Origin of the sequence: Sphingobium limneticum (assembly GCF_008710165.1) — a bacterium.
Lineage (GTDB): Bacteria > Pseudomonadota > Alphaproteobacteria > Sphingomonadales > Sphingomonadaceae > Sphingobium > Sphingobium limneticum.
Genome location: NZ_VYQA01000004.1, coordinates 99,611 through 123,019, shown reverse-complemented (window position 1 = coordinate 123,019; position 23,409 = coordinate 99,611). Strand labels below are relative to the sequence as shown.

The window sequence follows — 23,409 nt, the reverse complement described above, 5'->3', positions numbered from 1 at the left end:
AGACCATATGCAAATTCATCCGCTGATTACCGACAGCAAGACTCTTTCCGATTTCTGCGCCCGCATCGCAAAATCCCCGTACATCGCCGTCGATACCGAATTCATGCGGGAAAACAGCTATTGGCCCGAACTGTGCCTGGTGCAGGTCGCCGATCCGCATGAGGCGGCCGCGATCGACCCCAAGGCGCCGGGGCTGGACATGACGCCGCTGCTCGACCTGATGGTCAATAATGAGGATGTGCTCAAGGTCTTCCATGCCGGCGGGCAGGATATCGAGATCGTCCACAATCTGACCGGCAAGACGCCGCACCCGATGTTCGACACGCAGATTGCCGCCATGGCGCTCGGCCTTGGCGAACAGATTGGTTACGGCAATCTGGTCGATGCGTGGATGGGCGTGGTGCTGGACAAGGGCGCGCGCTTCACCGACTGGGCGCGGCGGCCGCTGGACAAGCGCCAGATCGACTATGCGATCGGCGACGTCACCTACCTGATCCAGATTTTCCCCAAGATGCTGGAAGAACTGCGCAAGACCGGGCGTGGCGACTGGCTGGACCAGGAAATGGAGCGGATCAGCGATCCGTCCCATTATGAAAACGACCCGCAGCAGGCCTGGCAGCGCGTGCGCATCGCCAGCAAGAAGCCGGACGTGCTGGGCCGCTTGAAGGCGCTGGCGGCATGGCGCGAGATCGAGGCGCAGGACAAGAATCTGCCGCGCGGCCGCATCGTCAAGGATGAGACGCTGGCCGACATCGCCAGCCATCCGCCGCGCAATCAGGAAGAATTGGGCAAGGTACGCGGCCTGTCCGCCACCTGGCGCACCAATGATATCGGGGCGCGGCTGATGAACGCGCTGGCCAAGCATCAGCCGCTGGGGCGCGACGAAATGCCCGATCGCGAACCGCGCCGGCCGGGGCTGGGCAAGGATGGCGCGCTGGTCGCCGATCTGCTCAAGCTGCTGCTCAAGATCCGGTCGCGCGACATCAATGTCGCGGCGCGGCTGATCGCGCGGACCGACGATATCGACGCGCTGGCGGCGGGCGTGCGCGAAGGCCTCTCGATCCTGGAAGGCTGGCGCTATGAACAATTCGGCCGTGACGCGGTTGACCTGGTGGAAGGCCGCATGGCCTTTGCCGTCCGCAACGGCCGGCTGAAGATGACGCGCACGGAATAAGGAGAGCGGTGATGCGGATGGCGATTGTGGGTCTGATGATGCTGGGCCTGTCCGCATGTGCCGGCGCGGGGGGCGAAGGGCCGGCGACCCCGCCGGCTACTGCCGAGGGGCCGTGCAGGAATGACGGGATGGATGGCTTCACCGGGCAGAAGGCCAGCGCTGAAGTCGGTGCGGCACTGCTCAAGGCATCGGGCGCGAAGACGCTGCGCTGGGGCGGCCCCGGCATGGCGATGACGATGGATTTCCGGCCCGATCGGCTGACCGTCAGCTATGATGCGGCGATGGTGATCACGTCGGCGCGTTGTGGGTAATCTTCTACCTCCGTTCGCTTCGAGCATGTCGAGAAGCGGATAGCGCCCCCTCTCCGTTTAGCTTCGCTGAACTCGGCTTTGCCTCGTTTCTCGACTTCGCTCGAAACGAACGGGCTTTTGGATTTTTCTCGCCATGACCGCCACCGCTGACCTCGCCATCCGCATGGCGCGCGCCGCCTTCAATCGTGCGCTGGCGGAGGGCGACCTGAGCGCCATCGGTCCGCTCCTGACCATGAATGTCGTGATGATGACCGGGACCGACAGCGGCATCATCGCCGGGCGCAAGGCCCAGTTGCTGGCGTGGAAGCGCGAGTTCGCGGCGAAGGAGCGGATGGTCTACACCCGCACGCCGGACAGCATCATATCGTCACCGGTCGAACCGATCGCGATGGAACATGGCCATTGGACCGGCATGGTCGGCGGCACGACCGTCGCGTCGGGCCAATATAGTGCCAAATGGCGCAACGTCGGCGGCGACTGGCTGATCGAGGCGGAAATCTACCTGACTCTGGCCTGATACCAGCACCAAGAACGAAGCCGACACCGATGTTCCCCGGCGCTGGCCGGGGCCCATATCCACGGTCTGAACTGGACCCCGGCCTACGCCGGGGAAATTTCATTCATCGCCTATTATTCGATGCCATCAGGCCGCCTGCTGCATGTCGATGACGGTACGGTTGCGGCCTTCGCGCTTGGCCCGGTAGAGGGCTGCGTCGGCCAGTTGCAGCAGCGCGGCCCCGTCGCCCGCCATGCTGTCGTCCCAGGTCGCGATGCCGAAGGACATGCTGGTGGACCCCAGCGCCCGGCCACCATGGCGCAGGACGATTTCGGTGATGCCCTTGCGCACATCCTCCACCCGGCCGGCGAGCGCCTGCGCGGTCGTGCCCGGCGCAATGACGGCGAATTCCTCCCCGCCATAGCGGCAGACGATGTCGCCATCGCGGAAGCGGCCGCGCATTTCATTGGCGACCGCCTGCAAAACGACGTCGCCGGCATCATGGCCGAATTCGTCGTTGAACCGCTTGAAATGGTCGACGTCGCACATGACGGCGCTCAAAGGCACGCCGGAGCGGCGGGCGCGGGCGATCTCGATCGTCAGCGCCTCTTCCATATAGCGGCGGTTGAACAGCCCGGTCAGCGGATCGCGGATCGTCTGTTCGCGTAGGCCGCGCTGGAGGCGATGATTGACCAGCGCAGAGCTGATATTTTCCGCCATCACGGTCAGGCGGAAGCCGCTTTCCTCGCCGATCACGCCCTCCAGATAGAGGGTGCCGATCACCTCGCCGCCGGCCAACAGCGGCTCGCAATGATAGATGGCGTCCGCAGCGACATGGCCGCAGACGATGTCGCCGCCGGGCTCGGCCACGAAATGGCTCTGGCCGCGCCGCAGCGCCCAGCACTGGTCGGGCGCGAAGCCATCCTGACTGGGTACGAAACCGCCCCAGCCGGTAATGGGCACCAGCAGGTTGCGGCTATTATTATGGGCGTAGAGCGCGCCGGCGATACCCGGCAGCACGCGCGGCACGAAGACGCGGATGACCTGCGCCAGTTCCTCGTCCGTGCGGGCGGCCTGCATGCGGTGCGCCATGCCGCCCAGCAGTTCGATCACCTCACCCCGTTCGCGCAATATGCTGCTGTTGCGCATCAATTCGCCATGGGCGATCTTCAATTCCTGCTCGCTGCGGCCCTGATCGACGATCGCCGCCTGCAACTGGCCGGCCATTTCATTATAGCCCGACGCCAACTGCGCGAATTCATGCGATCCCATGGCGGTGGTGACGCGCATGGCACGGTCGCCATCGCCCAGCGCCGTCATCGCCCGGCGGATGACGCCGGCGGGACGACGAATGCCCCAGATCAGCAGCAGAGAGACGGACAGGATGGCGATCGCGATGATCGGGCCGCCGACCAGCGCCAGTTGCCGCACCCAGCTGAGCCGGCGATCGGCCGCGTCGATGCGGGTGAGGCGCAGCGCGCGCTCTTCGGCCAAAAAGCTGTCGACGCGTAGCGATACCATGGCCATCAGATCGCGGCCCGTGCCGCTGGCGATGATGGTACGCGCCTTGTCGAAATTGCCGCTGCGCGCGTCCACCAACGTGCTGCGCAACATCTCGATGCGCCGCTCCATCAGGCTGCGCAATTCGCGCGCGCGCATATTCTGCATCGGATTGTCGGCGGTCAGCTCGACCAGATGCCCCATCGTCTGTCGCGAAACGGCAAGCCGTGCATCGGCCGGATCGGCAAAGCTGGCGTTGCGAGTCAATACGAAGCCGCGCTGGCCCGATTCCGCCTCTCGCAGGGCGGACAGGGCATCGTCCATCGTCTCGATCACTTCGGCCGAATGGGTGACCCAACGAAAGCTGTCGCGGGTCTGGATCGACGCATCGACCAGCATCCAGATGAGCGCCAGCAGCGCGACGAAGACCAGCGCACCAAAGGCAGCGATCCGGGCGGAGAGAGAATTGAACATGCGCGACCTTATTATTGGGCCGCGACTCTAGCAGGGAGCCGTTAACAAATTTTAACGGTCAGCGTTTCCAGCGTGCCCAGATGGCGGTCGGCAGAGCGATGCCGCGCGCTTCTTCCCTTACGGCCAGCTCGCCCGCTTCCACCGTGCCGGGCAGGTCGGCAAAGGCCTGGCGCAGCAACTCGCCGATCGCCAGCGCGGACATGCGCACGGCATAGACGGTCAGGAACAGGAAACGGCTGTCGGCGTCGAGCAACGCCCGGCAATTGGCGATCAGGCCGGGAAGATCCTCCTCCAGCCGCCAGACTTCGCCATCGGGGCCACGGCCATATTTGGGCGGGTCGAGCAGGATGCCGTCATAGCGGCGATTGCGGCGCACTTCGCGGGCGACGAACTTGGCGGCGTCCTCCACGATCCAGCGGACGGGCTTGTCGTCCATGCCCGACAAAGCGGCGTTGGCGCGGGCCTGCGCCACCGATTTCTTGGACGCGTCGACATGGACCATGCGCGCACCGCCGGCCGACAGGGCCAGCGTGCCGACACCGGTATAGCCGAACAGGTTCATCACCTCCGCATCGGGCTTGTCGGCATAGGTGGCGCGCAGATCATCCCAGATCGGCGCCATGTCGGGAAAGAAGCCGAGGTGCCGGAAGGGGGTGCAGCTGGACTGGAAGGTGACTTCGCGCCAGTGCAGCGGCCAGCCTTCGGCCGGGACCGGCTTTTCATAATACCAGCGGCCGCCGCCATCCTCGTCCGAACCGGGGATGAATTCGCCGTCGGCGCGCCAGTCGGTCGTTGCCGGCTTCCACATCGCCTGCGGCTCGGGGCGGATGAAGCGGAAACGGCCATAGCGCTCCAGCTTCCGGCCATCGCCCGAGTCGAGCAGGCCGTAATCCGACCAGGGTTCGCCGATGAGGGTCTTGAGTTCCATAGCAATGTCCCGTTCGGTTCGAGCCTGTCGAGAACCATCACGCATCCGGTTCTCGACAAGCTCGAACCGAACGGAGGCTGGTTATGTCCGCGGGGTCGCGCGTTCGGCGACGTAGGCAGTGACCGCCTCGAACGTGCCGGGCAGCTTGGCATAGCTTTCCTCACGCGCGAACAGGTCGCCTACACGCGCCGGGAGCGGCGGGCGGGTGCCGGTCGCGCGCTCGACGGCGTCGCGGAACTTGGCCGGATGCGCGGTCGCCAGCGTCACCACCGGAATGGAGGCGTCGATGCCCGCTTCGCGCGCGGCAGCTAGGCCGATGGCGCTGTGCGGATCGACGATCTGGCCGGCGCCGTCATAGGCCCAGCGCATCGCCATGGTCATGCCATCGGCATCCACGCGCGCGGAGGAGAAGAGATGCGCTGCGCCTTCGCGCTGGGCGTTGGTGAGGCGCATCGCCTTGCTGGTTTCGAAGCCGCGCATCTGGTCGGCGAGCGCAATCCCGTCACGGCCGCCCGCGTCGAACAGAAGGCGTTCGAAGTTCGAGCTGACCTGAATGTCCATGCTGGGCGTGGCGGTGGCGACCACCTGGCCCTGGCTATAGTCGCCTTCGGACAGAGCGCGGTGCAGGATGTCGTTGACGTTGGTGGCGACGATCAGCTTGGCGACCGGCAGGCCCATCTGCGCCGCGACATAGCCGGCGAACACGTCGCCGAAATTGCCGGTGGGGACGGAGAAGGCCACTTCGCGGCCCGGCGCGCCCAGACGCACGGCGGCGTAGAAATAATAGACGACCTGCGCCATCAGCCGCGCCCAGTTGATGCTGTTCACAGCGGACAGGTTGAAGCGGCTCTTGAAGTCGGCGTCGTTGAACATCGCCTTCACCAGCGCCTGCGCATCGTCGAAGCTGCCGTCGATCGCGATATTATAGACGTTGGGGGCCAGCACCGTGGTCATCTGGCGACGCTGCACGTCCGACACCCGGCCTTCGGGATGGAGCATGAAGATGTCGATCTTCTCACGCCCCGCGACCGCGTCGATCGCGGCCGAACCGGTGTCGCCCGAGGTCGCACCGACGATGGTCAGATGATCGTCGCGGCGCGAAAGAAAACGCTCGAACAATTGGCCGAGCAGCTGGAGCGCGACATCCTTGAACGCCAGGGTCGGGCCGTGGAACAGTTCGAGCAGCCAGTGCTGATGATCGAGCTGGACCAGCGGGGTCACGGCCTGATGGCTGAAGCGGCCATAGGCGGCGGTGCAAAGCTCCCGCAACTCGTCTTCGGTCAGCGATCCCGCGACGAAGGGGCTCATCACCCGGACGGCGGTTTCGACATAAGAGAGGCCGGCAAGGGCGCTGATCTGGTCGGCGGTAAAGGCCGGCCAGCTGGTCGGCAGATACAGGCCGCCATCGGACGCCAGCCCCGCCAGCGTCACATCCTCAAAACCGAGCGCGGGCGCGCTCCCCCTGGTGCTCTGATATTGCATAATGGGAATGCGCGGTAGCGACCCGCGCGCGCGGGAGCAAGCGATTAGGCGCTTTTGTTCCGGCGGCGCAGGGCGAGGATGTAGATGATCACCGCGACGGCGGCGAAGATGAACCATTGCACCGCGTAGGCGAGATGGTTGTTGGGCACATCGGCCGCGCTGGGCGGGGCGGCGGGCTTGAGGCCGGCAGGCGCGGTGCGCGCGATCAGCATCGGGCGCAGCGGCGGCGCCTTGCCCCCGATGCGTTCTATCAGGGCGCGATGGTCGGGCTCCTGCGAAATCCAGCCGCTGACCTGGCCGCCGGTCCAGGCAGGCTTGTCGTCGGGCTTTTGCCCCACGCCGATCGCGACGAGCGCGCCCGGCCCTTCCGCCCCGGTCGAACATTCGGCGATATGGCGATAGCCGGTCGATCCGTCGGCGGCGCGCCCCGCCTCCACCCGCCAGCCGACGACGCGCAGGCAATGGAGCGAGGAGGGGCGGAAGAGGATGTCGGCATCGACCGGCGGCAGTTTCGGGAAGGCAACTGCCGGTCGGCCGGGGTTGGCGGCAGCCAGCGCAAGGGCGGCCGCCTTTTCGCCGCGACGCTGGACCTGCCAGACGCCCAGGCCGATCATCACCAGCACCGCCAGCGCGACGAGGATCGTCGGGATCAGCGGGATGCGGGCGGGCGCTGGGGCGAGCGTGGGCTGATCGGTCATACTTTCATCTTTATCGCGGAATGGCGCAGAACGTGCATATTTTCTCCGTTCGTTTCGAGCCTAGTCGAGAAACGAGGCAACGCCGAGTTCAGCGAAGCCAAACGCAGATATGGCGCTGCACGCTTCTCGACTTCGCTCGAAGCGAACGGATCTATTTTGGATATCGCCGATCAACACAAAAGAAAACGGCCGGAGCAGATGCCCCGGCCGCTTGATCTGATAGGCGCGGTTCGTTGCCTCAGCCGCCGTGGACCGGTGCGCCCCAGCCGCCCCAGACATAGATGGCGACGAACAGGAACAGCCACACCACGTCGACGAAATGCCAGTACCAGGCAGCCGCTTCGAAGCCGAAATGCTGGCGCGGGGTGAAGTGGCCCTTGTACACGCGGACCAGGTTCACGATCAGGAAGATGGTGCCGACGATGACGTGGAAGCCGTGGAAGCCGGTCGCCATGTAGAAGCCCGAGCTGTAGGGCGATCCGCCGAACGGGAACGGCGCATGGGCATATTCATAGGCCTGGATCGACGAGAAGAGCAGGCCGAGCAGGATCGTGCACCACAGACCCTTTTTCAGGCCGTCGCGGTCGCCATGGATCAGCGCGTGATGCGCCCAGGTGACGGTGGTGCCCGAGCAGAGCAGGATCAGCGTGTTGAGCAAGGGCAGCTCGAACGCGTTCATGACCTCGATACCCTTGGACGGGAACATCCCTTCGATCGGGGCGAGCGCGCTGGGGAAGAGCGAGAAGTCGAAAAAGGCCCAGAACCAGCCGACGAAGAACATGACTTCCGACGCGATGAACAGGATCATGCCGTAGCGCAGGTGCAACTGCACCACCGGCGTATGGTCGCCGGCATGGGCTTCGGCGATGACATTGGCCCACCAGCTGTAGAAGGTGAAGAGCACGCCGCCCACGCCCAGCAGGAAGACCCAGCCACCGCCCGGTCCCATGGCATCGGGATGCAGCCACATGATCGCGCCCAGAGCCATGACCAGCGCCGACATGGAGCCGAAGAACGGCCAGATGCTGGGCGGAAGGATGTGATAATCGTGGTTCTTGGCGCCTGCCATCGTCTCTTCCCTGTTCGCTTTTCCGTTATCGTTTCCAGCTTTAGCTTGGCTTCCCATCCTGCTCAACAGGGTAGAAGGTGTAGCTCAAGGTAATTTGCTGGGTGTCCTTGTTGTCGGGATCCTGCAAGATCTTCGGATCGACATAATAAAGTACCGGCATGCGGACCTCTTCACCGGGCTTCAACGTCTGCTGCGTGAAGCAGAAACATTGGATCTTGGTGAAATAGGCGCCCGCCTGCGTAGGGGTCACATTGAAGCTGGCGGTGCCGGTCACCGGCTTGTCCGACATATTCTTCGCGATGAAGATCGCCATGTCCTTGCGCCCGATCGTCACCGTATCCGTGCGATGTTCCGGGTAGAATTGCCAGGGCATGCCGGGCTGCACATTGGAATCGAAGCGGATCGACATGGTGTGGCCGGTGGCCTGCTGCACCTGCACATTGGCGGCGGCACGCATGGTGGTGCCGCCAAAACCGGTCTGTTCGCAGAAGATGCGATACAGCGGGACCGACGCGAAGCCGAGGCCCAGCATGGAGAGGCCCACCGCCGCCATCGCGACCAGCGTACGCCGGTTACGGCGATCGCGTTCGAAGGGGGAAGGCGGCAGGCTGGCCATCAATTGCCGCCCATCTTGGCGATGGTGATACCGTAGAAAAGCAGGACGAGCGCGCCGAGCAGCAGGCCCATCACCAGCGCGCGCGATTTTTGCCGGGCGCGGATGCGGTCATTTTCCTCGGGCGTCATGCGAGCAGCCAGCGGTCGACGACCACTGCCCCGAACAGGAGGAAGAGATAGAGGATCGAATATTTGAACAACCGCTTTTCCGGGGCCATGCGGGCCGGATCGCTTTCACGCCGACGATAGACCTGGAAGGCGAAGACAGCGAAGAGCGCGGTGCCGAGCAGCGCAGCGGTGCCATAGACGATGCCGGTCAGTTGCAGCAGCACCGGCGCCATCGCGGCGATCGCCATGATCGCGGTATAGCCCCAGATCTGGCGACGGGTCACGACTTCGCCCGACACGACGGGCAGCATCGGGATGCCGGCGGCGGCATAATCGGTCTTCACGAACAGGGCGAGCGCCCAGAAATGGGGCGGCGTCCAGAAGAAGATCAGCATGAAAAGCGCGACCGGCAGCGCGCTGATGTCGCCCGTTACGGCGGCCCAGCCGATGACCGGCGGGAAGGCGCCGGCCGCGCCACCGATGACGATATTCTGCGCGGTGCGGGGTTTCAGCCAGATCGTATAGACCAGCACATAGAAGAGGATCGACACGGCCAATACGGCGGCGGCAAGCCAGTTGGTCGCCAGCCCCAGCAGGACCACCGAGAAGAAGGAAAGGCCGACGCCGAAATGCAGCGCCGATTGCCGGTCCATCCGGCCGGCGGGCAGCGGACGATTGGCGGTGCGCTTCATCTTGGCGTCGATATCCGCCTCATACCATTGGTTGAGCGCGGCAGCGGCGCCGGCCCCGATGGCGATGCAGAGAATCGTGGTGAAGGCGAGGATGGGGTGGATATGCCCCGGCGCGGCGAGCAGTCCGCACAGGCCCGTGAACACGACCAGAGTCATGACTCTGGGCTTGGTCAGCGCGACGAAATCGCGCCAATGGGCGGGCAGCATGGGGCTGTCTGTAGGGGTTTGGGCCCCTGTGGCGAACGGCGAACTGGCCATAATCTCCTCGTGGGTTCAGCCCGGCGCCTTTACACGGCCGGGCTGATCCGGGCAACGGGCTCGCCTGTGGGCAGATTGTCCGCCCCGGCACCCTTGGGGCGCCCCGGCGAACCGGGGCGCCCATGATGGCAACGCTTAATGATGCGCCGTGTCGTCGATCACCGGCAGGGTTTCGAACTGGTGGAAGGGCGGCGGGCTGGTCAGGGTCCATTCCAGCGTGGTGGCGCCTTCGCCCCAGGGATTGCCTTCCGCCTTCTTGCCGGCCGCCAGCGACCAGATCAGGTTGATGAAGAAGATGCCCATGCCGGCGGCCATGATTTCATAGCCATGGGTGGCGACCGAGTTCCACTTTTCAAAGGCGGCCGGATAGTCGGGATAGCGACGCGGCATGCCCGACAGACCCAGGAAATGCATCGGGAAGAACAACAGGTTCACGCCGGCGAAGAACACCCAGAAGTGCAGGTGGCCCAGGAACTCGTTATACATCTTGCCCGACATTTTCGGGAACCAGTAATAGAAGCCGGCGAACAGGCCGAACACCGCACCCAGCGAGAGGACGTAGTGGAAATGCGCGACGACATAATAGGTGTCGTGCAGCACGTCGTCCACGCCGCCATTGGCCAGCACGACGCCGGTGACGCCGCCCACGGTGAAGAGGAAGATGAAGCCCAGCGCCCAGACCATCGGGGTCTTGAAGCTGATCGATCCGCCCCAGATGGTGGCGATCCACGAGAAGATCTTGATACCCGTGGGCACGGCGATGACCATCGTCGCGGCGGTGAAATACATTTTCACGTTCACCGACATGCCGGTGGTGAACATGTGGTGCGCCCACACGACGAAGCCGACGACGCCGATCGCAACCATGGCGTAGGCCATGCCGAGATAGCCGAATACCGGCTTGCGGCTGAAGGTCGAGATGATCTGGCTGACGATGCCGAAGCCCGGCAGGATCATGATGTAGACTTCGGGATGGCCGAAGAACCAGAAGAGATGCTGGTAGAGTTCGGGATCGCCGCCACCGGCCGCGTCGTAGAAGGTGGTGCCGAAATTGCGGTCGGTCAGCAGCATGGTGATCGCGGCGGCCAGAACCGGCAGGGCGAGCAACAGCAAGAAGGCGGTGACCAGCACCGACCAGACGAACAGCGGCATCTTGTGCAGGGTCATGCCCGGCGCGCGCATGTTCAGGATGGTGGTGATGAAGTTGATCGCGCCCAAGATGGACGAAGCGCCCGCGATGTGCAGCGACAGGATCGCCATGTCGACGGCGGGGCCGGCCGACCCGCTGGTCGACAGCGGGGCATAGACGGTCCAGCCGGTACCCGCGCCATAGCCGGTGCCGCCAGGCACGAAGGCCGATCCGAGCAGCAGGGCGAAGGCGGGAATGAGCAGCCAGAAGCTGACATTGTTCATGCGCGGGAAGGCCATGTCGGGCGCGCCGATCATGATCGGGACGAACCAGTTGCCAAAACCGCCGATCATGGCGGGCATGACCATGAAGAAGACCATGATCAGACCGTGAGCGGTGATCAGCGCGTTCCACAGATGATAGGCCTGATCCAGCGACGCAGGCTCGACGCCCAGCAGGCTGTGCTGGATGTTCGCCCAGGTCTGAAGATACTGGATGCCCGGATGCGCCAGTTCGGCGCGCATCAGGCCGGAAATGGCGCCGCCGATGATGCCCGCGATAATCGCGAAGATCAGGTAGAGGGTGCCGATATCCTTGTGGTTCGTCGACATGAACCAGCGCTGGAAAAAGGCCGGCTTGTGATCGGCATCATGATGATCATGGGCATGATCGAGATGATGATCCGCGGTGATGGTGGTCATGACGTTCCTACCCCTGATCAGATTTTCGCGTCGGCGGCGGGGGCGGCGTCAGCCGTCTTCTCCGCTGCTGCTGCGGTGGCGGGCTTGCCGCCCTGCGAAAGCACCCACTGGTCGAACTGTTCGGGCGGCAGCGCCTCGATCGCGATGGGCATGAAGCCGTGACGGGCGCCGCACAGTTCGGAACACTGGCCGTAATAGACGCCCGGCTTGTCGATGGTGAAGCTCTTCTCGTTGAGGCGGCCGGGGACCGCATCCATCTTCACCCAGAGCGAAGGCACGGCGAAGGCGTGGATCACGTCGGCGCCGGTGATGATCAGCTTGATCGGGCGACCGGCAGGCAGGACCAGACGATTGTCGGGCGCAAGCAGATAGGGCTCGCCATTGGCCTTCGCCTTGTCTTCCGGCAGCATGTTGGACACGAATTCGGGAATGCCGTTGTCGGGATATTCATAGCCCCAATACCATTGATAGCCGGTCACCTTGACGACGACGGCATCCTTGGGCGCGGGCTTATACTGGTCGGCGAGCAGGCCGATGGAGGGCACCGCGACGACCAGCAGGATCACGACCGGAACGACGGTCCAGATCACTTCGATCAGCGTGTTGTGCGACGTCTTCGACGGAACCGGATTGGCGCTGCGACGGAATTTCCACATCGCATAGATCATCAGGATCAGGACGAAGATCGAGATCGCGAAGATCAGCGGCAGCAGCATCACGTCATGCAGCCAGCGCGCGGTGTGGCCGGTGGAGGTGAACTGTTCCTGCAGGGTGATTTCGCCCGGCTTGGGCATGCCGATGCCTTCGGTCGGCTTCATCCGGGGCGGGGCGGCGACGGTGGCGGCGGGTGCCGCTTGCGCGGCCGGTGCGGTGGCGTTGGCAGCCGATTCGGCCGGTACGGCGGCATTTTCAGCAGCCGGCGCGGCAGTTGCCGCATTCTCCTGAGCCAGTGCCGGTCCGTTCGAAACGAGTGTGGGCGCTAAGGCCAACAACCCGGCTAGAACGAGCGATTTCACCTTCTTCATAGCGTCTTCTACCCCGTAACCCCTTGGCGCCGCTGCAACGAAGACGCGCATGTCATGCGCTATATAGTCCTCGCCCGTTTCGGTTCTGCCGCGGCTTATAGGCATGGTTTTCCCCTGCCTCAAGCATGACGGAGCAGATTTTCTTCGCTGTTGCAACGCTTCCCTTGGCCGCCTATTCGGCAAGCTCCGCGCACAGGGGCGCGATCATGGCGCGCCGGCGCGCGTGCCATGCGAATAAAAACCGACCGGACCGCATGGCACCGGGTCGCACGACATGGATTTATGACGGCATGACAGACGAGGAAGTATTGGCGGAATTTCGGGCAGCGGGGGCGTTGCTCGAAGGACATTTCATCCTGTCGTCGGGCCGTCGCAGCGCCAATTATCTGCAATGCGCCCGCGTGCTGATGAATGCCGAGCGCGCCGGCAAATTGGCCCGCGCCACGGTGCAGCAGCTGCCGCGCGAATTGCGGCAGGAGATCGACCTGGTCGTGTCGCCCGCCATGGGCGGCCTGATCATCGGCCATGAAGTCGGCCGCGCGCTGGACAAGGATGCGGTGTTCCTGGAGCGGCCCGAGGGCACGTTCGAACTGCGTCGCGGCTTCGCGATCACGCCGGGGCAGAAAGTGCTGATGGTCGAAGACGTGGTCACCACCGGCCTGTCGTCGCGCCAGGCGATCGAAGCGGTCGAAGCCGAAGGCGGCATCGTCGTCGCCGAAGTCGCGCTGGTCGATCGGTCGGCGGGCGAAGTGGATCTGGGTGTGCCCTTCTACCCCCTCGTCTCCATCAATTTCCCGGTCTATGAAGCCGATGCGGTGCCGCCCGAACTGGCGGCGGTGCCGGCGATCAAGCCCGGCAGCCGGAAGCAGTAAGCCTTATGACCACGCCCCTGCGCCTTGGCGTCAATATCGACCATGTGGCGACCATCCGCAACGCGCGCGGGGGTGAACATCCCGATCCGGTCAAGGCCGCGTTGCTGGCGGTGAAGGCCGGGGCGGACGGCATCACGGCGCATCTGCGCGAGGATCGCCGCCATATTCGCGACGCCGATATCGCGACGCTGATGGCGGCGCTGACCGTGCCGCTCAATCTGGAAATGGCGGCGACGGACGAAATGCTGGACATCGCGCTGCGCTACAAGCCGCATGCCGCCTGCATCGTGCCGGAAAAGCGTGAGGAGCGCACGACCGAGGGCGGGCTGGACGCGGCCGGGCAGTTGGAAGCGCTGACGCCCATCGTCGCGAAGCTGAACGAAGCGGGCATCCGCGTCAGCCTGTTCATCGAGGCCGACGCCGCGCAGATCGAGGCCGCGATCAAGCTGGGCGCGCCGGTGGTGGAATTTCATACCGGGGCTTATGCGCATCTGACCGGCGAAGCGCGCGCGACCGAATTGCGTCGTATCGCCGACGCTGCCGCGCTGGCGGCCAAGAACGGGATCGAGCCGCATGCCGGCCATGGCCTGACCTTCGACAATGTCGCGCCGATCGCCGCCATCCCGCAGATCGCCGAACTCAATATCGGCCATTTCCTGATCGGCGAGGCGATCTTCGGCGGGCTGGAAGGCGCTATTCGCGAAATGCGGCGGCAGATGGATCTGGCGCGGTGAGCAGCGCAGGTGGTCATCCCAGCGAAGTTGAGGCGAGTCACGTGCCTCGCCCCAAGGATCGCAGGCCTCAAAGGTTCAACCTGGAGGCACGAGACCCCAGCCTTCGCTGGGGTGACGGCCTGGGGGGGCCGTCATGATCATCGGCCTCGGCTCCGACCTATGTAATATCGAGCGAATCCAGAATTCGCTCGATCGCTTCGGCGAGCGGTTCGAGAGCCGCGTCTTCACGGACGTCGAACAAGCCAAGGCACAGCGCCGCCCCTTCACCAAGGCCGGGACGCTGGCGAAGCGCTTCGCGGCCAAGGAAGCATTCTCCAAGGCGGTCGGGACCGGGTTCAAGGCCGGCGTGTTCATGAAGGATATCGGCGTCGTCAACGCGCCGTCGGGCGCGCCCACGCTGGCGCTGACCGGCGGGGCGCTCAAGCGGCTGGAATCCCTGGTGCCGGCCGGACATAAGCCGGTCATTCACCTGACGCTCACCGACGATCATCCATGGGCGCAGGCCTTCGTCATCATCGAAGCCCTGCCCCTGTGAGCGATACTCCCCCAAGCGAAAGCCAGCCCGTGACGGCCATCGACCTGCCAGAAGACCAGCCCGCCGCCGACCTGCCGCAGGAAAGCAAGGCGCCCGGCGTCAACTGGTTTCACGAATTGAAGAGCATCGTCCTGCTGATCCTGGCCGTGCTGGCCTTCCACAGCTTCATCGCCAAGCCCTTCTACATTCCATCCGAATCGATGATGCCGGTGCTGCTGACCGGCGACCGGCTGGTGGTGAGCAAATTCCCCTATGGCTGGTCCTATGTCTCGCCCAGCTTCCACCCCCTGCCCTTCCTGAAAGGACGGGTGCTGGGTCGCCTGCCCGAACGGGGCGACATCGTCATCGTGTCCCCGCAGAATCGGCGCGAGGATTATATCAAGCGGGTGATCGGCCTGCCCGGCGACATCATCGAAGTACGCGGCGGGCAGGTGATCCTGAACGGCGTGGCGATAAAGCAGAAGATGTTGAAGCCCATGCGGCTGGCCGTCGATGGCAATGCCCCCTGCCCGCCGCTGCAATTCCCCGGTGCGCTGGTGACGGACAAGAATGGCAAGGCATATTGCGAATTGCCGGTGCGGCAGGAAATCCTGCCCAACGGCAAGACCTATGTGACGATCGACATGGGGCCGAGCGCGCTCGACTGGTACGGACCGGTGCGGGTGCCGGCCGATCATGTCTTCCTGATGGGGGACAATCGCGACAACAGCGCGGACAGCCGTGCACCGCTGGAGGAAAATGGCCTGGGCGGGCCGGTGCCGTTCGAGGCGATCGGTGGCCGGGCGGAATTCATCACCTTCAGCCTGGATGGCGACGCAAGCTGGAACCCGATGACATGGCTTCATGCGTTCCGCAGCGGACGGGCCGGGAACAGCCTGCGGCCACAAAGCGTTACAGCCCCGGAATAATCGCAGAAGGGGCACCGGGTTTTGAGCGACGCGCACGAGCATCATGTGGAATTGCCCGGCCCCAGTGAAGTCCGCAGCCCGTTAGTCAGTCATGAATTGAAGCGCGCCGGCGTGTGGTTCGCGCTGGCCATCGCCGTGGCGCTGGTAGTGCTGCTGGCGCAACCGTTGATGCTGATCATGGGCGCGCTGGTGCTGGCGACGATGATGGATGGCGGCACGCGGCTGCTCGGCCGCATCCTGCCGATATCGCGCGGATGGCGGCTGACGATCGTGCTGCTCGGTGCGGTCGCCTTCATGGCCTATACTTTCTACCTCACCGGATCGAGCCTGGCGGCGCAGGCGCAGGCGATGCGCGCCATTGTCGAGGCGCAGGTGATGCGAATCGGCGGCTGGATGCAGCAATTGGGCATCACGACGACGCCCGACGACCTGAAGGGCCTGGCGAGCCAGGCGATGAGCAGCATGGGCCGGGTGACGGCGGCAGTCGGCACGGCCGTCGGCGCGATCACCAGCGGCGTCATGATGCTGGTGCTGGCGATCTTCATCGCGGTGGAGCCGAAACTTTATGAACGTGGCGTCGCCTGGATGCTGCCGATCGACAAGCGCGCCCATTTCTACACCGTTGCCGACAAGATGGGCTGGACGCTGCGCCGGCTGATGTTCGGGCGGCTGATCGGCATGGCGGTGGAGGGTGTGGGCACCTGGCTGCTGCTGTGGGCCGGTGGCGTGCCGATGGCGGGGTTGCTGGGCATATTGACCGGCCTGTTCGCCTTCCTGCCCAATATCGGATCGATCATATCGGGCGCGCTCATCATCATCGTCGGCTTTTCCGGGGGCATGAATACCGGCCTCTATGCCTTTGGCGTCTATATGGCGGTGCAGATCGTCGACGGCTATCTGATCGTGCCGATGGTGGCGAAGCGCGCCACCGATCTCGCCCCGGCGCTGGTGCTGGGGGCGCAGATCCTGTTCGGTGCCCTGTTCGGCATCATGGGGCTGTTCCTGGCCGACCCGATCGTCGCGATGATCAAGGTCTATCTGGAGGAACGGTCCAAGGCGCTCTCGGGCAAGAAGACGCTGATCCAGACCGGATCGGCAGAGACGGGCGGCGCTTAACTTCGCACATGTCCCGCTGATTTCGACATGATCGAACCCAAATAGGACATTTTCTGTCGCGATCGGTCCGTATCGCTCCTTATAGCAATTTGTCCGCCTGTAGGACATTATGGGGAACCGGTTGCCCCGTCCGGCCATTGGCGTTGTGACAGGGTCTAAAGACCGGCACTGGAGAGGATAGGACCATGCCATTGGACAAACAGAAGAAGCTGCATTTCGACCTGACCAATGTCGGGATGCGGGCGCAGGCGACCGCCGTGGGGCTGTTGCAGCTTTGCCTGGAATTGCGCAGCGCGGGTATCCTGGATGAAGGCGCGATCGAGCGCATCAAGGGCGCGATCGCCTGCGATATCGAGGTTTCGGCCCCCAGATCGGTCGCCAATGCCGAATATCGTCGCGACATCAAGGCGCGGCTCGACAAGCTGTTCACCGGTGAAGAGAGAATCGGCAGCGCCGATGCGCTGGCCTTTGGCGTAGGCCCGGCGGGCGACGATTCGGTCTGTCAGGGTCACGCCTGATTCGGGTATGAAAAAAGGGGCCGCAAAACGGCCCCTTCTTCATTCCGGCTTTGCGGCCCGACTCAGTTGCCCGGATGCGGGATAGCGCCCTGCGGCATCCCGCCCTGCTGCTGCATCTGCTGCTGGATCTGCATCAGTTCCGCCTTCGACTTGAAGTCGTGCAGCGTCACGTCGAACACCAGCACCGATCCGGCCGGGATCGGGCCGGCGGCCTGATCGCCATAGCCAAGCTGCGGCGGAATCCAGAGGCGATACTTGCCGCCCTTCTTCATCTTCTGAAGACCTTCGGAGAAGCCCGGCACGACGCCGTCGATCGGCATCGGCGCCTGCGGGTTCTCGTCGAACACCGTGCCGTCGAGCAACGTGCCCTTATAGCCCACCAGCGCCACGTCGGCGGTGGTCGGGCTGGCACCGGTGCCTTCCGAAAGAACCTTGTACTGAAGGCCCGATTCGGTGGTCACGACGCCGTCAGCATGGCTGTTCTGCGTCAGGAAGGCTGCCGGCGAGGACTCGACGCCCTGCTGGCCCGCCCAGGCGAGGCCGCCTGCGGCCAGCGCCACGGCGGCAACGCCGATCCAGAGGCGCGTCAAAGACCCCTTGGCGATAGGACGAAGGGGAACGGCCGTCGTGGACATGGGCGTTAGCTCGCAATTAAGGGCAGGAAAGCAGCTTCAAGGGAGCGAGGCGGCCAAGGTGACATGCACCAAGCCGCCCCGAACGGCGCTTACTTCGCGCCGTCGCGCTCGGCGCGCTTGCGCTCCATCTTACGCGCACGACGGACAGCGGCCGCCTTTTCACGGGCGCGCTTTTCCGACGGCTTCTCGTAGTGGCGACGCAGCTTCATTTCGCGATACACGCCTTCACGCTGCAGCTTCTTCTTGAGCGCGCGAAGAGCCTGGTCGACATTGTTGTCGCGAACGATGATCTGCATAAGTCCGTCAATCTCCAATCGAAAACGAGCGGTTCGCCGGGACTTGTCTGTCCATCCCGACGGGCCGACCGAATAGCAAAGCCAGTGAGTCGTCGCGGGTCACCCCACGCCATGTGGGCGGCGCCCTACCAGCAGGCCCATGCAAATTCAACCCCAAAGGGCCTAATCTCGACATTCCAGGCGCCCGGAGCGATAGTGGTGCGATAAAGATACAGGAGGATGCCCATGGCCACAGCTGCCAAACGCCCAGACATGTCCGCCGCCGAATGGGAGGCGCGACAGCAACTCGCCGCCTGCTATCGCATCTTCGACCATATGGGCTGGTCGGAACTGATCTACAACCACATCACCCTGCGCGTACCGGGCGAAGACGGCGCTTTTCTCATCAATCCCTTTGGCCTGGGCTATGACGAGGTGACGGCATCGAACCTGGTGAAGATCGACATAGACGGTCATGTGCTGGACGGCAGCCCCTACCCGGTCAATCGCGCCGGCTTTACCCAGCATAGCGTGTTCCACCGGCACCTGCCCGACGCCCATTGCATCATCCATACCCATACGACGGCGGGCATGGCGGTGAGCGCCTGCGCCGAGGGGCTACGCCCGATCAGCTTCTACGCCGCCGCCTTCATCGGGCGAATCGCCCATCATGATTTTGAAGGCGTGACGATTCGGCCCGAGGAAGGGGAGCGGCTGATCGCCAATCTGGGCGCGCGGCGGGTGATGCTGCTGCGCAATCATGGCACGCTGGTGATGGCGGCCAGCCTGCCGGAGGCCTTCCTGACGCATTGGCTGCTGCAACGCGCCTGCGAGATTCAGGTGGCGGCCGGCGCGGCGGGGACGCCGATCGACATTCCGGCCGAGGTGATCGCGGTGCATCAGCGCGACCTTCACGCCGTGCAATTGCCGGTCGGGCCGGGCGTGCCCGATTTCCAGTCAATGGTGCGGCGAATCGACCGGATCGACCCCAGATGGCGGGAATAAGGTTTATGGCAAGGTGCAGCTAGGCCTGCGCCGGGGAAAATAATGCCTCAGGTTCGCATCGTTTTTTGCTGACTTTAGTTGCCCGTGTAAAGTTCGCCGATCGACAGGCTGGCTTGGCCGCCGGCGCCGGCCAGCAGTGCGCGAATCGGTTCGACCAGCCGTAATGCGGCGCGCTGATTTTCCACCGTGCGCAGCAGCAGGCGGACATCGTCCGGCGGCTGCGGCGTCACAAGCGCGACGACATGATCGGCGCCGAAGGGCGGAATGACCTGACTGTCGAGGATGGGGAGCGACTGCCCTGTGGCGAGTCGGCCATCGCCATCCGATTCGGTGACGGGAAACAGCCGCTGGATCGTGCCGTCCGACGCGATATTGAATATGGTGGCGTAGCGCGGCGCGGCACTATCGCCCTGCCCCGCTTGCGGCTGAGGTTGCGTCTGGGCCAGCGCCAGCGTCACCGGCGCGCCGGACGGATAGCGCGCGCCATTGTCGAGCGGACCGACCATCAGCCGGGCGCTGCGTTCCGACAAGAGCGGGCGCAGCGCCTCCAGCGCGGCCCATGTGTCGATCACGCCGCGCACCTGTGCCGGCGTCTTCACATTTTGCGCGACGATATCGCCGGTGCGGCGCAGCATCGCCTGCGCCCGCGCGTCCCACACGAAGTCGGCGCCCTGCCCTTCGGTCAGGATGCGCCAGGGATGATCGCCGCTGACGCTGGCCCGCGCTTTTACGTCCGCGACGTAAAGGCCGGGGAGCGGCGGCGGGGCAGGTGGCGCGGGCGGCGGCGGCACGGTGGCGAACAGGCCCTGCCGCTCGCGCCCCGGCGGGATGATCGTACTGCTTTCCTGCCGCTGGCCGCTCAGCATCCGCACCTGCACGTTGAGATAGGCGCCCAGTTCGCCGATCGAAAGCGTGCCGTCGCCATCCTGATCGGCGGCCATGCCATTGCCGTCGGCGCGCGGCGTCGTCACGCCCTGTTCGAACGACCATGTGAGGAAGCCGCGCGTCGGCGCTCCTTCCACCGGCAGCGCATTTTCCCAGGCGATCTGGTCGTCGCGCGCGGCGGCGATGTAGAAAAGATTGGGCAGGTCGTCGCGCGTCGCGTCTGCCCCGGCGTCGGCGGCGGCCAGTACGGAGGCGAATCGCGGCGCGGGCCGAGCACCCAGCTCCACATTGCGGGCGCCCAGCGTCAGGCGCGGCGCCATGCCCCTGACACGCGGATCCACCGAACGGTGCAGCGTGCCCGAATGGCAGGTATCGGCCATCATCAATACCTGCACCCCGTTGGGCACATAGATGGAAAGCCAGGTGTAGAAATCCTTGTCGACGATGAAGCGTTCGGCATCCTTCACATCGGGATCGAAGCCGGGCAGCGGCAAAAACTGGTCGGTATCGCCGTCGCGCGTGCCCTTCACCGCCGCTTCGGCCAGCGCGCCATGGCCGGTATAATAAAGGAAGATCCAGTCGCCCGGCTTGGAGCGCAGACCCAGCGCATGGAGGGCGGTTTCCACCGTGGTGCGGCTGACGCCGTCATTGCGCAGGACGGTGACGTCGCTGGCCCCCTGCCCGCGAATCAGCGTCTCCATCGCCGCCAGATCATTTTCCGGCCCGACCAGATCCATGATCAGGCTGGACTTGAACTGCCATGCACCAACCAAAAGCGCGCGCGTTTCCGCATGCGCATACCCCATATGGGGTATTGTTGTTATGATTCCGGCCAATATTATTGCCCGCAACGCACATAGCCAATTCGACATCCAATTTCTTCACGCTATATATTCAGTGAAAACTGATATATTCATAGTCAGATACATATATATTCTGCAATAATTATATCATCATTAGAGATCGGCATATGAATACTGTTCGCGACACCATGGCTATATTCATTATGCTTGCATCGGCGGGGACGAGCGGCGATTTGCTTGCGCAGACGGGCAATGATGCGTCGGCCGGTGCGGCCGGTCGTGGCGTGCGCATATTGCCGCCGGAATCGCCTGCCCCCACCGCCGTCACCAACGGTCAGCCCGTGCAGCAGGCACCGGCGCATGCGGTCACGCCCACATCTGCGGCCGTGCCGGGCAAGCAGGCCATGACCCTGCCCATCCTCAAAAGCTGCGATCGGCCGATGGCCAAGCCGACCCTGCGCTTCGACGATCCCACCAAATTCGACCGGGCCTTCAGGGCGAAATTGCGCGGCCGGGCCGTGGTGGTGGATATGGACACGCCCTATCCGGCGGACCGGGAGGCGCCGGCGCCGCTGGGCGCTTGGCTGAACGAGGTCAAGCAGAGCGGCGGCACGGTCAGCGTCGCGCCCTATTGCCAGAAGGGGCGCGGTTTCGGCGGCTTCTTCGCCAAGCTGTTCGGCGGCGGCCCGGCCGAACCCTATAAGGCCATACGCCGCTATGACGCGGTGCTGCATGTCGACGCGGTCGATCAGGTCGTGACCCAGGTAGAATTCACCCCGCGCAAGGCGGCGCGATGATCCAGCCACTGCCGGGGGGCGGGCGTGGATGGTTCCGCGCGCTGATTGCCATGCTGGCGACCTTGGTGCTGGCGCTGGCGGGACCGGCGCGCGCGGCGGACGAACCGCGCCTGGCGCTGGTGATCGTCAACGGCGCCTATGCGGCCTTCGACAAGCTCGGTTCCACCTACACCGACGGCGATCGAGTCGCGACCGCGCTCAATGCCACGGGCTTTATCGATGCCAGCGGGACCGGCCCGGTGCAGGTCCGTCGCGACCTGACGCGCGAGGCGATGGGCCAGGCGGTTGCGCAATTTCGCGCGCAGCTGGCCGCGGCTGGCCCCAAGGCATTCGGTACCCTCTATTTTTCCGGCCATGGCGCGGCGCTGGGCAGCTATGGCGACGTCATGCTGTTGCCGGTCGATGCCGGCCGCGACCTGACGCCGGAAAGCGCCACGCTGACCCGCGCGGCGCTGACGCATCATCTGCTGGGGTCGGGCGCCCGGACGATGTTGATCGTGCTGGATATGTGCCGCAACGTCCTGCCTGCGCCGCCGCCGTCCCTGACCCAGATGATCGCCGCCGAGACGGGAACCGAAGCGAGCGCGGTGGGCGAACTGGCCGGCAGCAAGGGCCTGCGCCGCATGGTGCGAGCGCCCGCCGCCGCGATCCGGCCGGATCAGGGCTATCTGGTCGCCTTTTCCACCAGCGCCGATCAGGTGGCCTTCGACGACGGCGTCTTTTCCAAGATATTGGCCGAGGAAATCCGTCGCCCGCAACAGACGATCGCCGACGCGTTGAAGCGCGTGTCGGACCGCGTCGCGCTGTCGTCGGGCAAGAATTTCCAGAAGCCGACCTTCGACTATGGGCTTCAGGGCGCGCCGCCCTGCTTCATCAGTTGCGACCGCGCGGCGAGCGATCGCTTCTACGATTGCGCAAACTGCCCATGGATGCGCGCGATTCCGGCCGGCATCACGCCCTTCGGATCGCCCCAGTCGGAACCCGGGCGTGACGGCGACGAAACGGTCCAGGCGGATGTGAAGATCGACCGCCCCTTTGCGATCGGTGTCTATGAAGTGACGATCGCCGAATGGAATGGCTGCGTGCGCGACAATGCCTGTCCGAAGCTGGGCAACTGGTCGAAGGAAAATCCCAATCCGCTGATCCCGGCGAGCGACATCAGCTATGAGGATGCGCAGGCCTTCCTTGCCTGGCTGACGGTCCAGTCGGGCCGCGCCTATCGCCTGCCGAGCGAGCAGGAATGGGAATATGCCAGCCGCGCGGGCGCGGCCACGGCCTTTCCCTGGGGCGACGATATCGGCCCGTCCATGGCCAATTACGATCATACGGCCCGCTATCGCGGATCGGAAACGGCCCCCTATCGCGGCTATCCCGAAGCGGTGAACGGCTATCCCGCCAACGCCTTCGGCCTCAACCAGATGCAGGGCAATATGTGGGAATGGACGGCGGGCTGCACCGATATGTCGTGCAAGGGCCGGATCATGCGCGGCGGATCGTTCGAAAGCGCGCCCAATGCGCTGCGATCGGCCAACCGCTTTACCGTGCCGCCGGGCAAACGCCGGCAGGATGCCGGGCTGCGCGTCGTGCGCGACCTGGACCAGGATGAAATCGGGGGATCGTCCTGAATGACGAGTTGGCCAGTCCGGCGCTGCAATAATGGGGGAAA

The 23,409-nt window shown here is 64.5% G+C and carries 25 protein-coding genes; 12 read left to right on the top strand and 13 right to left on the bottom strand.

Features of this window, described 5'->3' with window-relative positions; translation table 11 throughout:
- Positions 1–7 precede the first annotated feature (7 nt).
- The 3 genes from rnd (at position 8) to F4U95_RS07070 (ending at position 2,002) form a co-directional block, all read left to right on the top strand.
- Positions 8–1,174 (top strand): ribonuclease D, encoded by a 1,167-nt coding sequence (gene rnd, locus F4U95_RS07080; RefSeq protein ID WP_120251558.1) that lies wholly within the window; start codon positions 8–10, stop codon positions 1,172–1,174.
- Positions 1,175–1,185: 11 nt separating this feature from the next.
- Entirely contained in the window at positions 1,186–1,485 is a 300-nt protein-coding gene (locus F4U95_RS07075) for an I78 family peptidase inhibitor (protein WP_150425134.1), read from the top strand.
- 133 nt (positions 1,486–1,618) lie between these two features.
- A complete protein-coding gene (locus F4U95_RS07070; RefSeq protein WP_150425133.1) occupies positions 1,619–2,002 on the top strand; it encodes a nuclear transport factor 2 family protein in 384 nt (127 codons plus the stop codon).
- Between the two features lie 126 nt (positions 2,003–2,128).
- Here F4U95_RS07070 and F4U95_RS07065 read toward each other — a convergent pair whose 3' ends face one another.
- From F4U95_RS07065 to coxB, 10 genes are all read right to left on the bottom strand, one after another.
- Positions 2,129–3,955 carry a diguanylate cyclase gene (locus F4U95_RS07065; RefSeq protein WP_211363954.1) on the bottom strand — a complete coding sequence of 609 codons (1,827 nt, stop codon included), beginning with the start codon at positions 3,953–3,955 and terminating at the stop codon, positions 2,129–2,131.
- Between the two features lie 58 nt (positions 3,956–4,013).
- A complete protein-coding gene (locus tag F4U95_RS07060) occupies positions 4,014–4,883 on the bottom strand; it encodes an RsmD family RNA methyltransferase (RefSeq protein ID WP_150425132.1) in 870 nt (289 codons plus the stop codon).
- Positions 4,884–4,964: 81 nt separating this feature from the next.
- The gene (gene thrC / locus F4U95_RS07055) at positions 4,965–6,365 is read right to left on the bottom strand and encodes a threonine synthase (protein ID WP_150425131.1); all 1,401 of its coding nucleotides are present in this window, start codon (positions 6,363–6,365) and stop codon (positions 4,965–4,967) included.
- Between the two features lie 44 nt (positions 6,366–6,409).
- Positions 6,410–7,063 (bottom strand): SURF1 family cytochrome oxidase biogenesis protein, encoded by a 654-nt coding sequence (locus tag F4U95_RS07050; protein ID WP_120251553.1) that lies wholly within the window; start codon positions 7,061–7,063, stop codon positions 6,410–6,412.
- Between the two features lie 238 nt (positions 7,064–7,301).
- Positions 7,302–8,132, bottom strand: coding sequence for a cytochrome c oxidase subunit 3 (locus F4U95_RS07045; RefSeq protein WP_120251552.1), 831 nt, complete (start codon positions 8,130–8,132; stop codon positions 7,302–7,304).
- 40 nt (positions 8,133–8,172) lie between these two features.
- Complete coding sequence (locus tag F4U95_RS07040) at positions 8,173–8,748, bottom strand: cytochrome c oxidase assembly protein (protein ID WP_150425130.1); 576 nt, start codon at positions 8,746–8,748, stop codon at positions 8,173–8,175.
- Positions 8,748–8,876 carry a hypothetical protein gene (locus F4U95_RS25360; RefSeq protein ID WP_269462514.1) on the bottom strand — a complete coding sequence of 43 codons (129 nt, stop codon included), beginning with the start codon at positions 8,874–8,876 and terminating at the stop codon, positions 8,748–8,750. The genes F4U95_RS07040 and F4U95_RS25360 overlap by 1 nt, the downstream gene beginning before the upstream one ends.
- On the bottom strand, positions 8,873–9,805 hold the full coding sequence (locus F4U95_RS07035; protein WP_150425129.1) for a heme o synthase: 933 nt from the start codon (positions 9,803–9,805) through the stop codon (positions 8,873–8,875). The genes F4U95_RS25360 and F4U95_RS07035 overlap by 4 nt, the downstream gene beginning before the upstream one ends.
- Before the next feature lie 135 nt (positions 9,806–9,940).
- Positions 9,941–11,635 (bottom strand): cytochrome c oxidase subunit I, encoded by a 1,695-nt coding sequence (ctaD, locus tag F4U95_RS07030; RefSeq protein ID WP_120251549.1) that lies wholly within the window; start codon positions 11,633–11,635, stop codon positions 9,941–9,943.
- Positions 11,636–11,652: 17 nt separating this feature from the next.
- Positions 11,653–12,660: a cytochrome c oxidase subunit II gene (gene coxB / locus F4U95_RS07025; protein ID WP_150425128.1), complete on the bottom strand. Its 1,008-nt coding sequence runs from the start codon at positions 12,658–12,660 to the stop codon at positions 11,653–11,655.
- A gap of 290 nt (positions 12,661–12,950) precedes the next feature.
- On the opposite strand from coxB, the gene pyrE reads away from it, so the two are divergent.
- From pyrE to F4U95_RS06995, 6 genes are all read left to right on the top strand, one after another.
- Entirely contained in the window at positions 12,951–13,532 is a 582-nt protein-coding gene (pyrE, locus tag F4U95_RS07020) for an orotate phosphoribosyltransferase (RefSeq protein WP_120252271.1), read from the top strand.
- Positions 13,533–13,537: 5 nt separating this feature from the next.
- Positions 13,538–14,266: a pyridoxine 5'-phosphate synthase gene (locus tag F4U95_RS07015; protein WP_150425127.1), complete on the top strand. Its 729-nt coding sequence runs from the start codon at positions 13,538–13,540 to the stop codon at positions 14,264–14,266.
- Between the two features lie 133 nt (positions 14,267–14,399).
- Complete coding sequence (gene acpS, locus F4U95_RS07010) at positions 14,400–14,801, top strand: holo-ACP synthase (RefSeq protein ID WP_120251546.1); 402 nt, start codon at positions 14,400–14,402, stop codon at positions 14,799–14,801.
- A gap of 29 nt (positions 14,802–14,830) precedes the next feature.
- The gene (gene lepB / locus F4U95_RS07005) at positions 14,831–15,709 is read left to right on the top strand and encodes a signal peptidase I (RefSeq protein ID WP_425505047.1); all 879 of its coding nucleotides are present in this window, start codon (positions 14,831–14,833) and stop codon (positions 15,707–15,709) included.
- A 21-nt stretch (positions 15,710–15,730) separates the two neighbouring features.
- Complete coding sequence (locus F4U95_RS07000) at positions 15,731–16,825, top strand: AI-2E family transporter (RefSeq protein ID WP_120251544.1); 1,095 nt, start codon at positions 15,731–15,733, stop codon at positions 16,823–16,825.
- 185 nt (positions 16,826–17,010) lie between these two features.
- A complete protein-coding gene (locus tag F4U95_RS06995; protein WP_150425125.1) occupies positions 17,011–17,343 on the top strand; it encodes a hypothetical protein in 333 nt (110 codons plus the stop codon).
- Positions 17,344–17,405: 62 nt separating this feature from the next.
- Here the strand turns inward: F4U95_RS06995 and F4U95_RS06990 are convergent, their stop codons facing one another.
- A complete protein-coding gene (locus F4U95_RS06990) occupies positions 17,406–17,978 on the bottom strand; it encodes an FKBP-type peptidyl-prolyl cis-trans isomerase (protein WP_150425124.1) in 573 nt (190 codons plus the stop codon).
- Positions 17,979–18,067: 89 nt separating this feature from the next.
- A complete protein-coding gene (rpsU, locus tag F4U95_RS06985; protein ID WP_056686590.1) occupies positions 18,068–18,274 on the bottom strand; it encodes a 30S ribosomal protein S21 in 207 nt (68 codons plus the stop codon).
- 225 nt (positions 18,275–18,499) lie between these two features.
- On the opposite strand from rpsU, the gene F4U95_RS06980 reads away from it, so the two are divergent.
- Positions 18,500–19,258 carry a class II aldolase/adducin family protein gene (locus F4U95_RS06980; protein WP_150425123.1) on the top strand — a complete coding sequence of 253 codons (759 nt, stop codon included), beginning with the start codon at positions 18,500–18,502 and terminating at the stop codon, positions 19,256–19,258.
- Positions 19,259–19,332: 74 nt separating this feature from the next.
- Here the strand turns inward: F4U95_RS06980 and F4U95_RS06975 are convergent, their stop codons facing one another.
- Entirely contained in the window at positions 19,333–20,949 is a 1,617-nt protein-coding gene (locus F4U95_RS06975) for a caspase family protein (RefSeq protein WP_150425122.1), read from the bottom strand.
- A gap of 185 nt (positions 20,950–21,134) precedes the next feature.
- Between F4U95_RS06975 and F4U95_RS06970 the strand changes: the two genes are divergently transcribed.
- Positions 21,135–21,743 carry a hypothetical protein gene (locus F4U95_RS06970; protein WP_150425121.1) on the top strand — a complete coding sequence of 203 codons (609 nt, stop codon included), beginning with the start codon at positions 21,135–21,137 and terminating at the stop codon, positions 21,741–21,743.
- Complete coding sequence (locus F4U95_RS06965; protein WP_150425120.1) at positions 21,740–23,368, top strand: SUMF1/EgtB/PvdO family nonheme iron enzyme; 1,629 nt, start codon at positions 21,740–21,742, stop codon at positions 23,366–23,368. Before F4U95_RS06970 ends, F4U95_RS06965 begins: the two co-directional genes overlap by 4 nt.
- Positions 23,369–23,409 lie beyond the last annotated feature (41 nt).

Excerpts from the sequence above, each read along its gene's own strand:
- F4U95_RS07050 (WP_120251553.1), bottom strand. The coding sequence starts at position 7,063 with ATGACCGATCAGCCCACGCTCGCCCCAGCGCCCGCCCGCATCCCGCTG.
- F4U95_RS07015 (WP_150425127.1), top strand. The coding sequence starts at position 13,538 with ATGACCACGCCCCTGCGCCTTGGCGTCAATATCGACCATGTGGCGACC.
- F4U95_RS07040 (WP_150425130.1), bottom strand. The coding sequence starts at position 8,748 with ATGGCCAGCCTGCCGCCTTCCCCCTTCGAACGCGATCGCCGTAACCGG.
- F4U95_RS07045 (WP_120251552.1), bottom strand. The coding sequence starts at position 8,132 with ATGGCAGGCGCCAAGAACCACGATTATCACATCCTTCCGCCCAGCATC.
- F4U95_RS06990 (WP_150425124.1), bottom strand. The coding sequence starts at position 17,978 with ATGTCCACGACGGCCGTTCCCCTTCGTCCTATCGCCAAGGGGTCTTTG.
- F4U95_RS06965 (WP_150425120.1), top strand. The coding sequence starts at position 21,740 with ATGATCCAGCCACTGCCGGGGGGCGGGCGTGGATGGTTCCGCGCGCTG.
- F4U95_RS06995 (WP_150425125.1), top strand. The coding sequence starts at position 17,011 with ATGCCATTGGACAAACAGAAGAAGCTGCATTTCGACCTGACCAATGTC.
- rpsU (WP_056686590.1), bottom strand. The coding sequence starts at position 18,274 with ATGCAGATCATCGTTCGCGACAACAATGTCGACCAGGCTCTTCGCGCG.
- coxB (WP_150425128.1), bottom strand. The coding sequence starts at position 12,660 with ATGAAGAAGGTGAAATCGCTCGTTCTAGCCGGGTTGTTGGCCTTAGCG.
- F4U95_RS06975 (WP_150425122.1), bottom strand. The coding sequence starts at position 20,949 with ATGGGGTATGCGCATGCGGAAACGCGCGCGCTTTTGGTTGGTGCATGG.
- F4U95_RS06970 (WP_150425121.1), top strand. The coding sequence starts at position 21,135 with ATGGCTATATTCATTATGCTTGCATCGGCGGGGACGAGCGGCGATTTG.
- pyrE (WP_120252271.1), top strand. The coding sequence starts at position 12,951 with ATGACAGACGAGGAAGTATTGGCGGAATTTCGGGCAGCGGGGGCGTTG.
- F4U95_RS07065 (WP_211363954.1), bottom strand. The coding sequence starts at position 3,955 with ATGTTCAATTCTCTCTCCGCCCGGATCGCTGCCTTTGGTGCGCTGGTC.
- F4U95_RS07035 (WP_150425129.1), bottom strand. The coding sequence starts at position 9,805 with ATGGCCAGTTCGCCGTTCGCCACAGGGGCCCAAACCCCTACAGACAGC.
- rnd (WP_120251558.1), top strand. The coding sequence starts at position 8 with ATGCAAATTCATCCGCTGATTACCGACAGCAAGACTCTTTCCGATTTC.
- F4U95_RS07070 (WP_150425133.1), top strand. The coding sequence starts at position 1,619 with ATGACCGCCACCGCTGACCTCGCCATCCGCATGGCGCGCGCCGCCTTC.
- F4U95_RS07060 (WP_150425132.1), bottom strand. The coding sequence starts at position 4,883 with ATGGAACTCAAGACCCTCATCGGCGAACCCTGGTCGGATTACGGCCTG.
- F4U95_RS07075 (WP_150425134.1), top strand. The coding sequence starts at position 1,186 with ATGCGGATGGCGATTGTGGGTCTGATGATGCTGGGCCTGTCCGCATGT.
- thrC (WP_150425131.1), bottom strand. The coding sequence starts at position 6,365 with ATGCAATATCAGAGCACCAGGGGGAGCGCGCCCGCGCTCGGTTTTGAG.
- F4U95_RS25360 (WP_269462514.1), bottom strand. The coding sequence starts at position 8,876 with ATGACGCCCGAGGAAAATGACCGCATCCGCGCCCGGCAAAAATCGCGC.
- F4U95_RS06980 (WP_150425123.1), top strand. The coding sequence starts at position 18,500 with ATGGCCACAGCTGCCAAACGCCCAGACATGTCCGCCGCCGAATGGGAG.
- acpS (WP_120251546.1), top strand. The coding sequence starts at position 14,400 with ATGATCATCGGCCTCGGCTCCGACCTATGTAATATCGAGCGAATCCAG.
- ctaD (WP_120251549.1), bottom strand. The coding sequence starts at position 11,635 with ATGACCACCATCACCGCGGATCATCATCTCGATCATGCCCATGATCAT.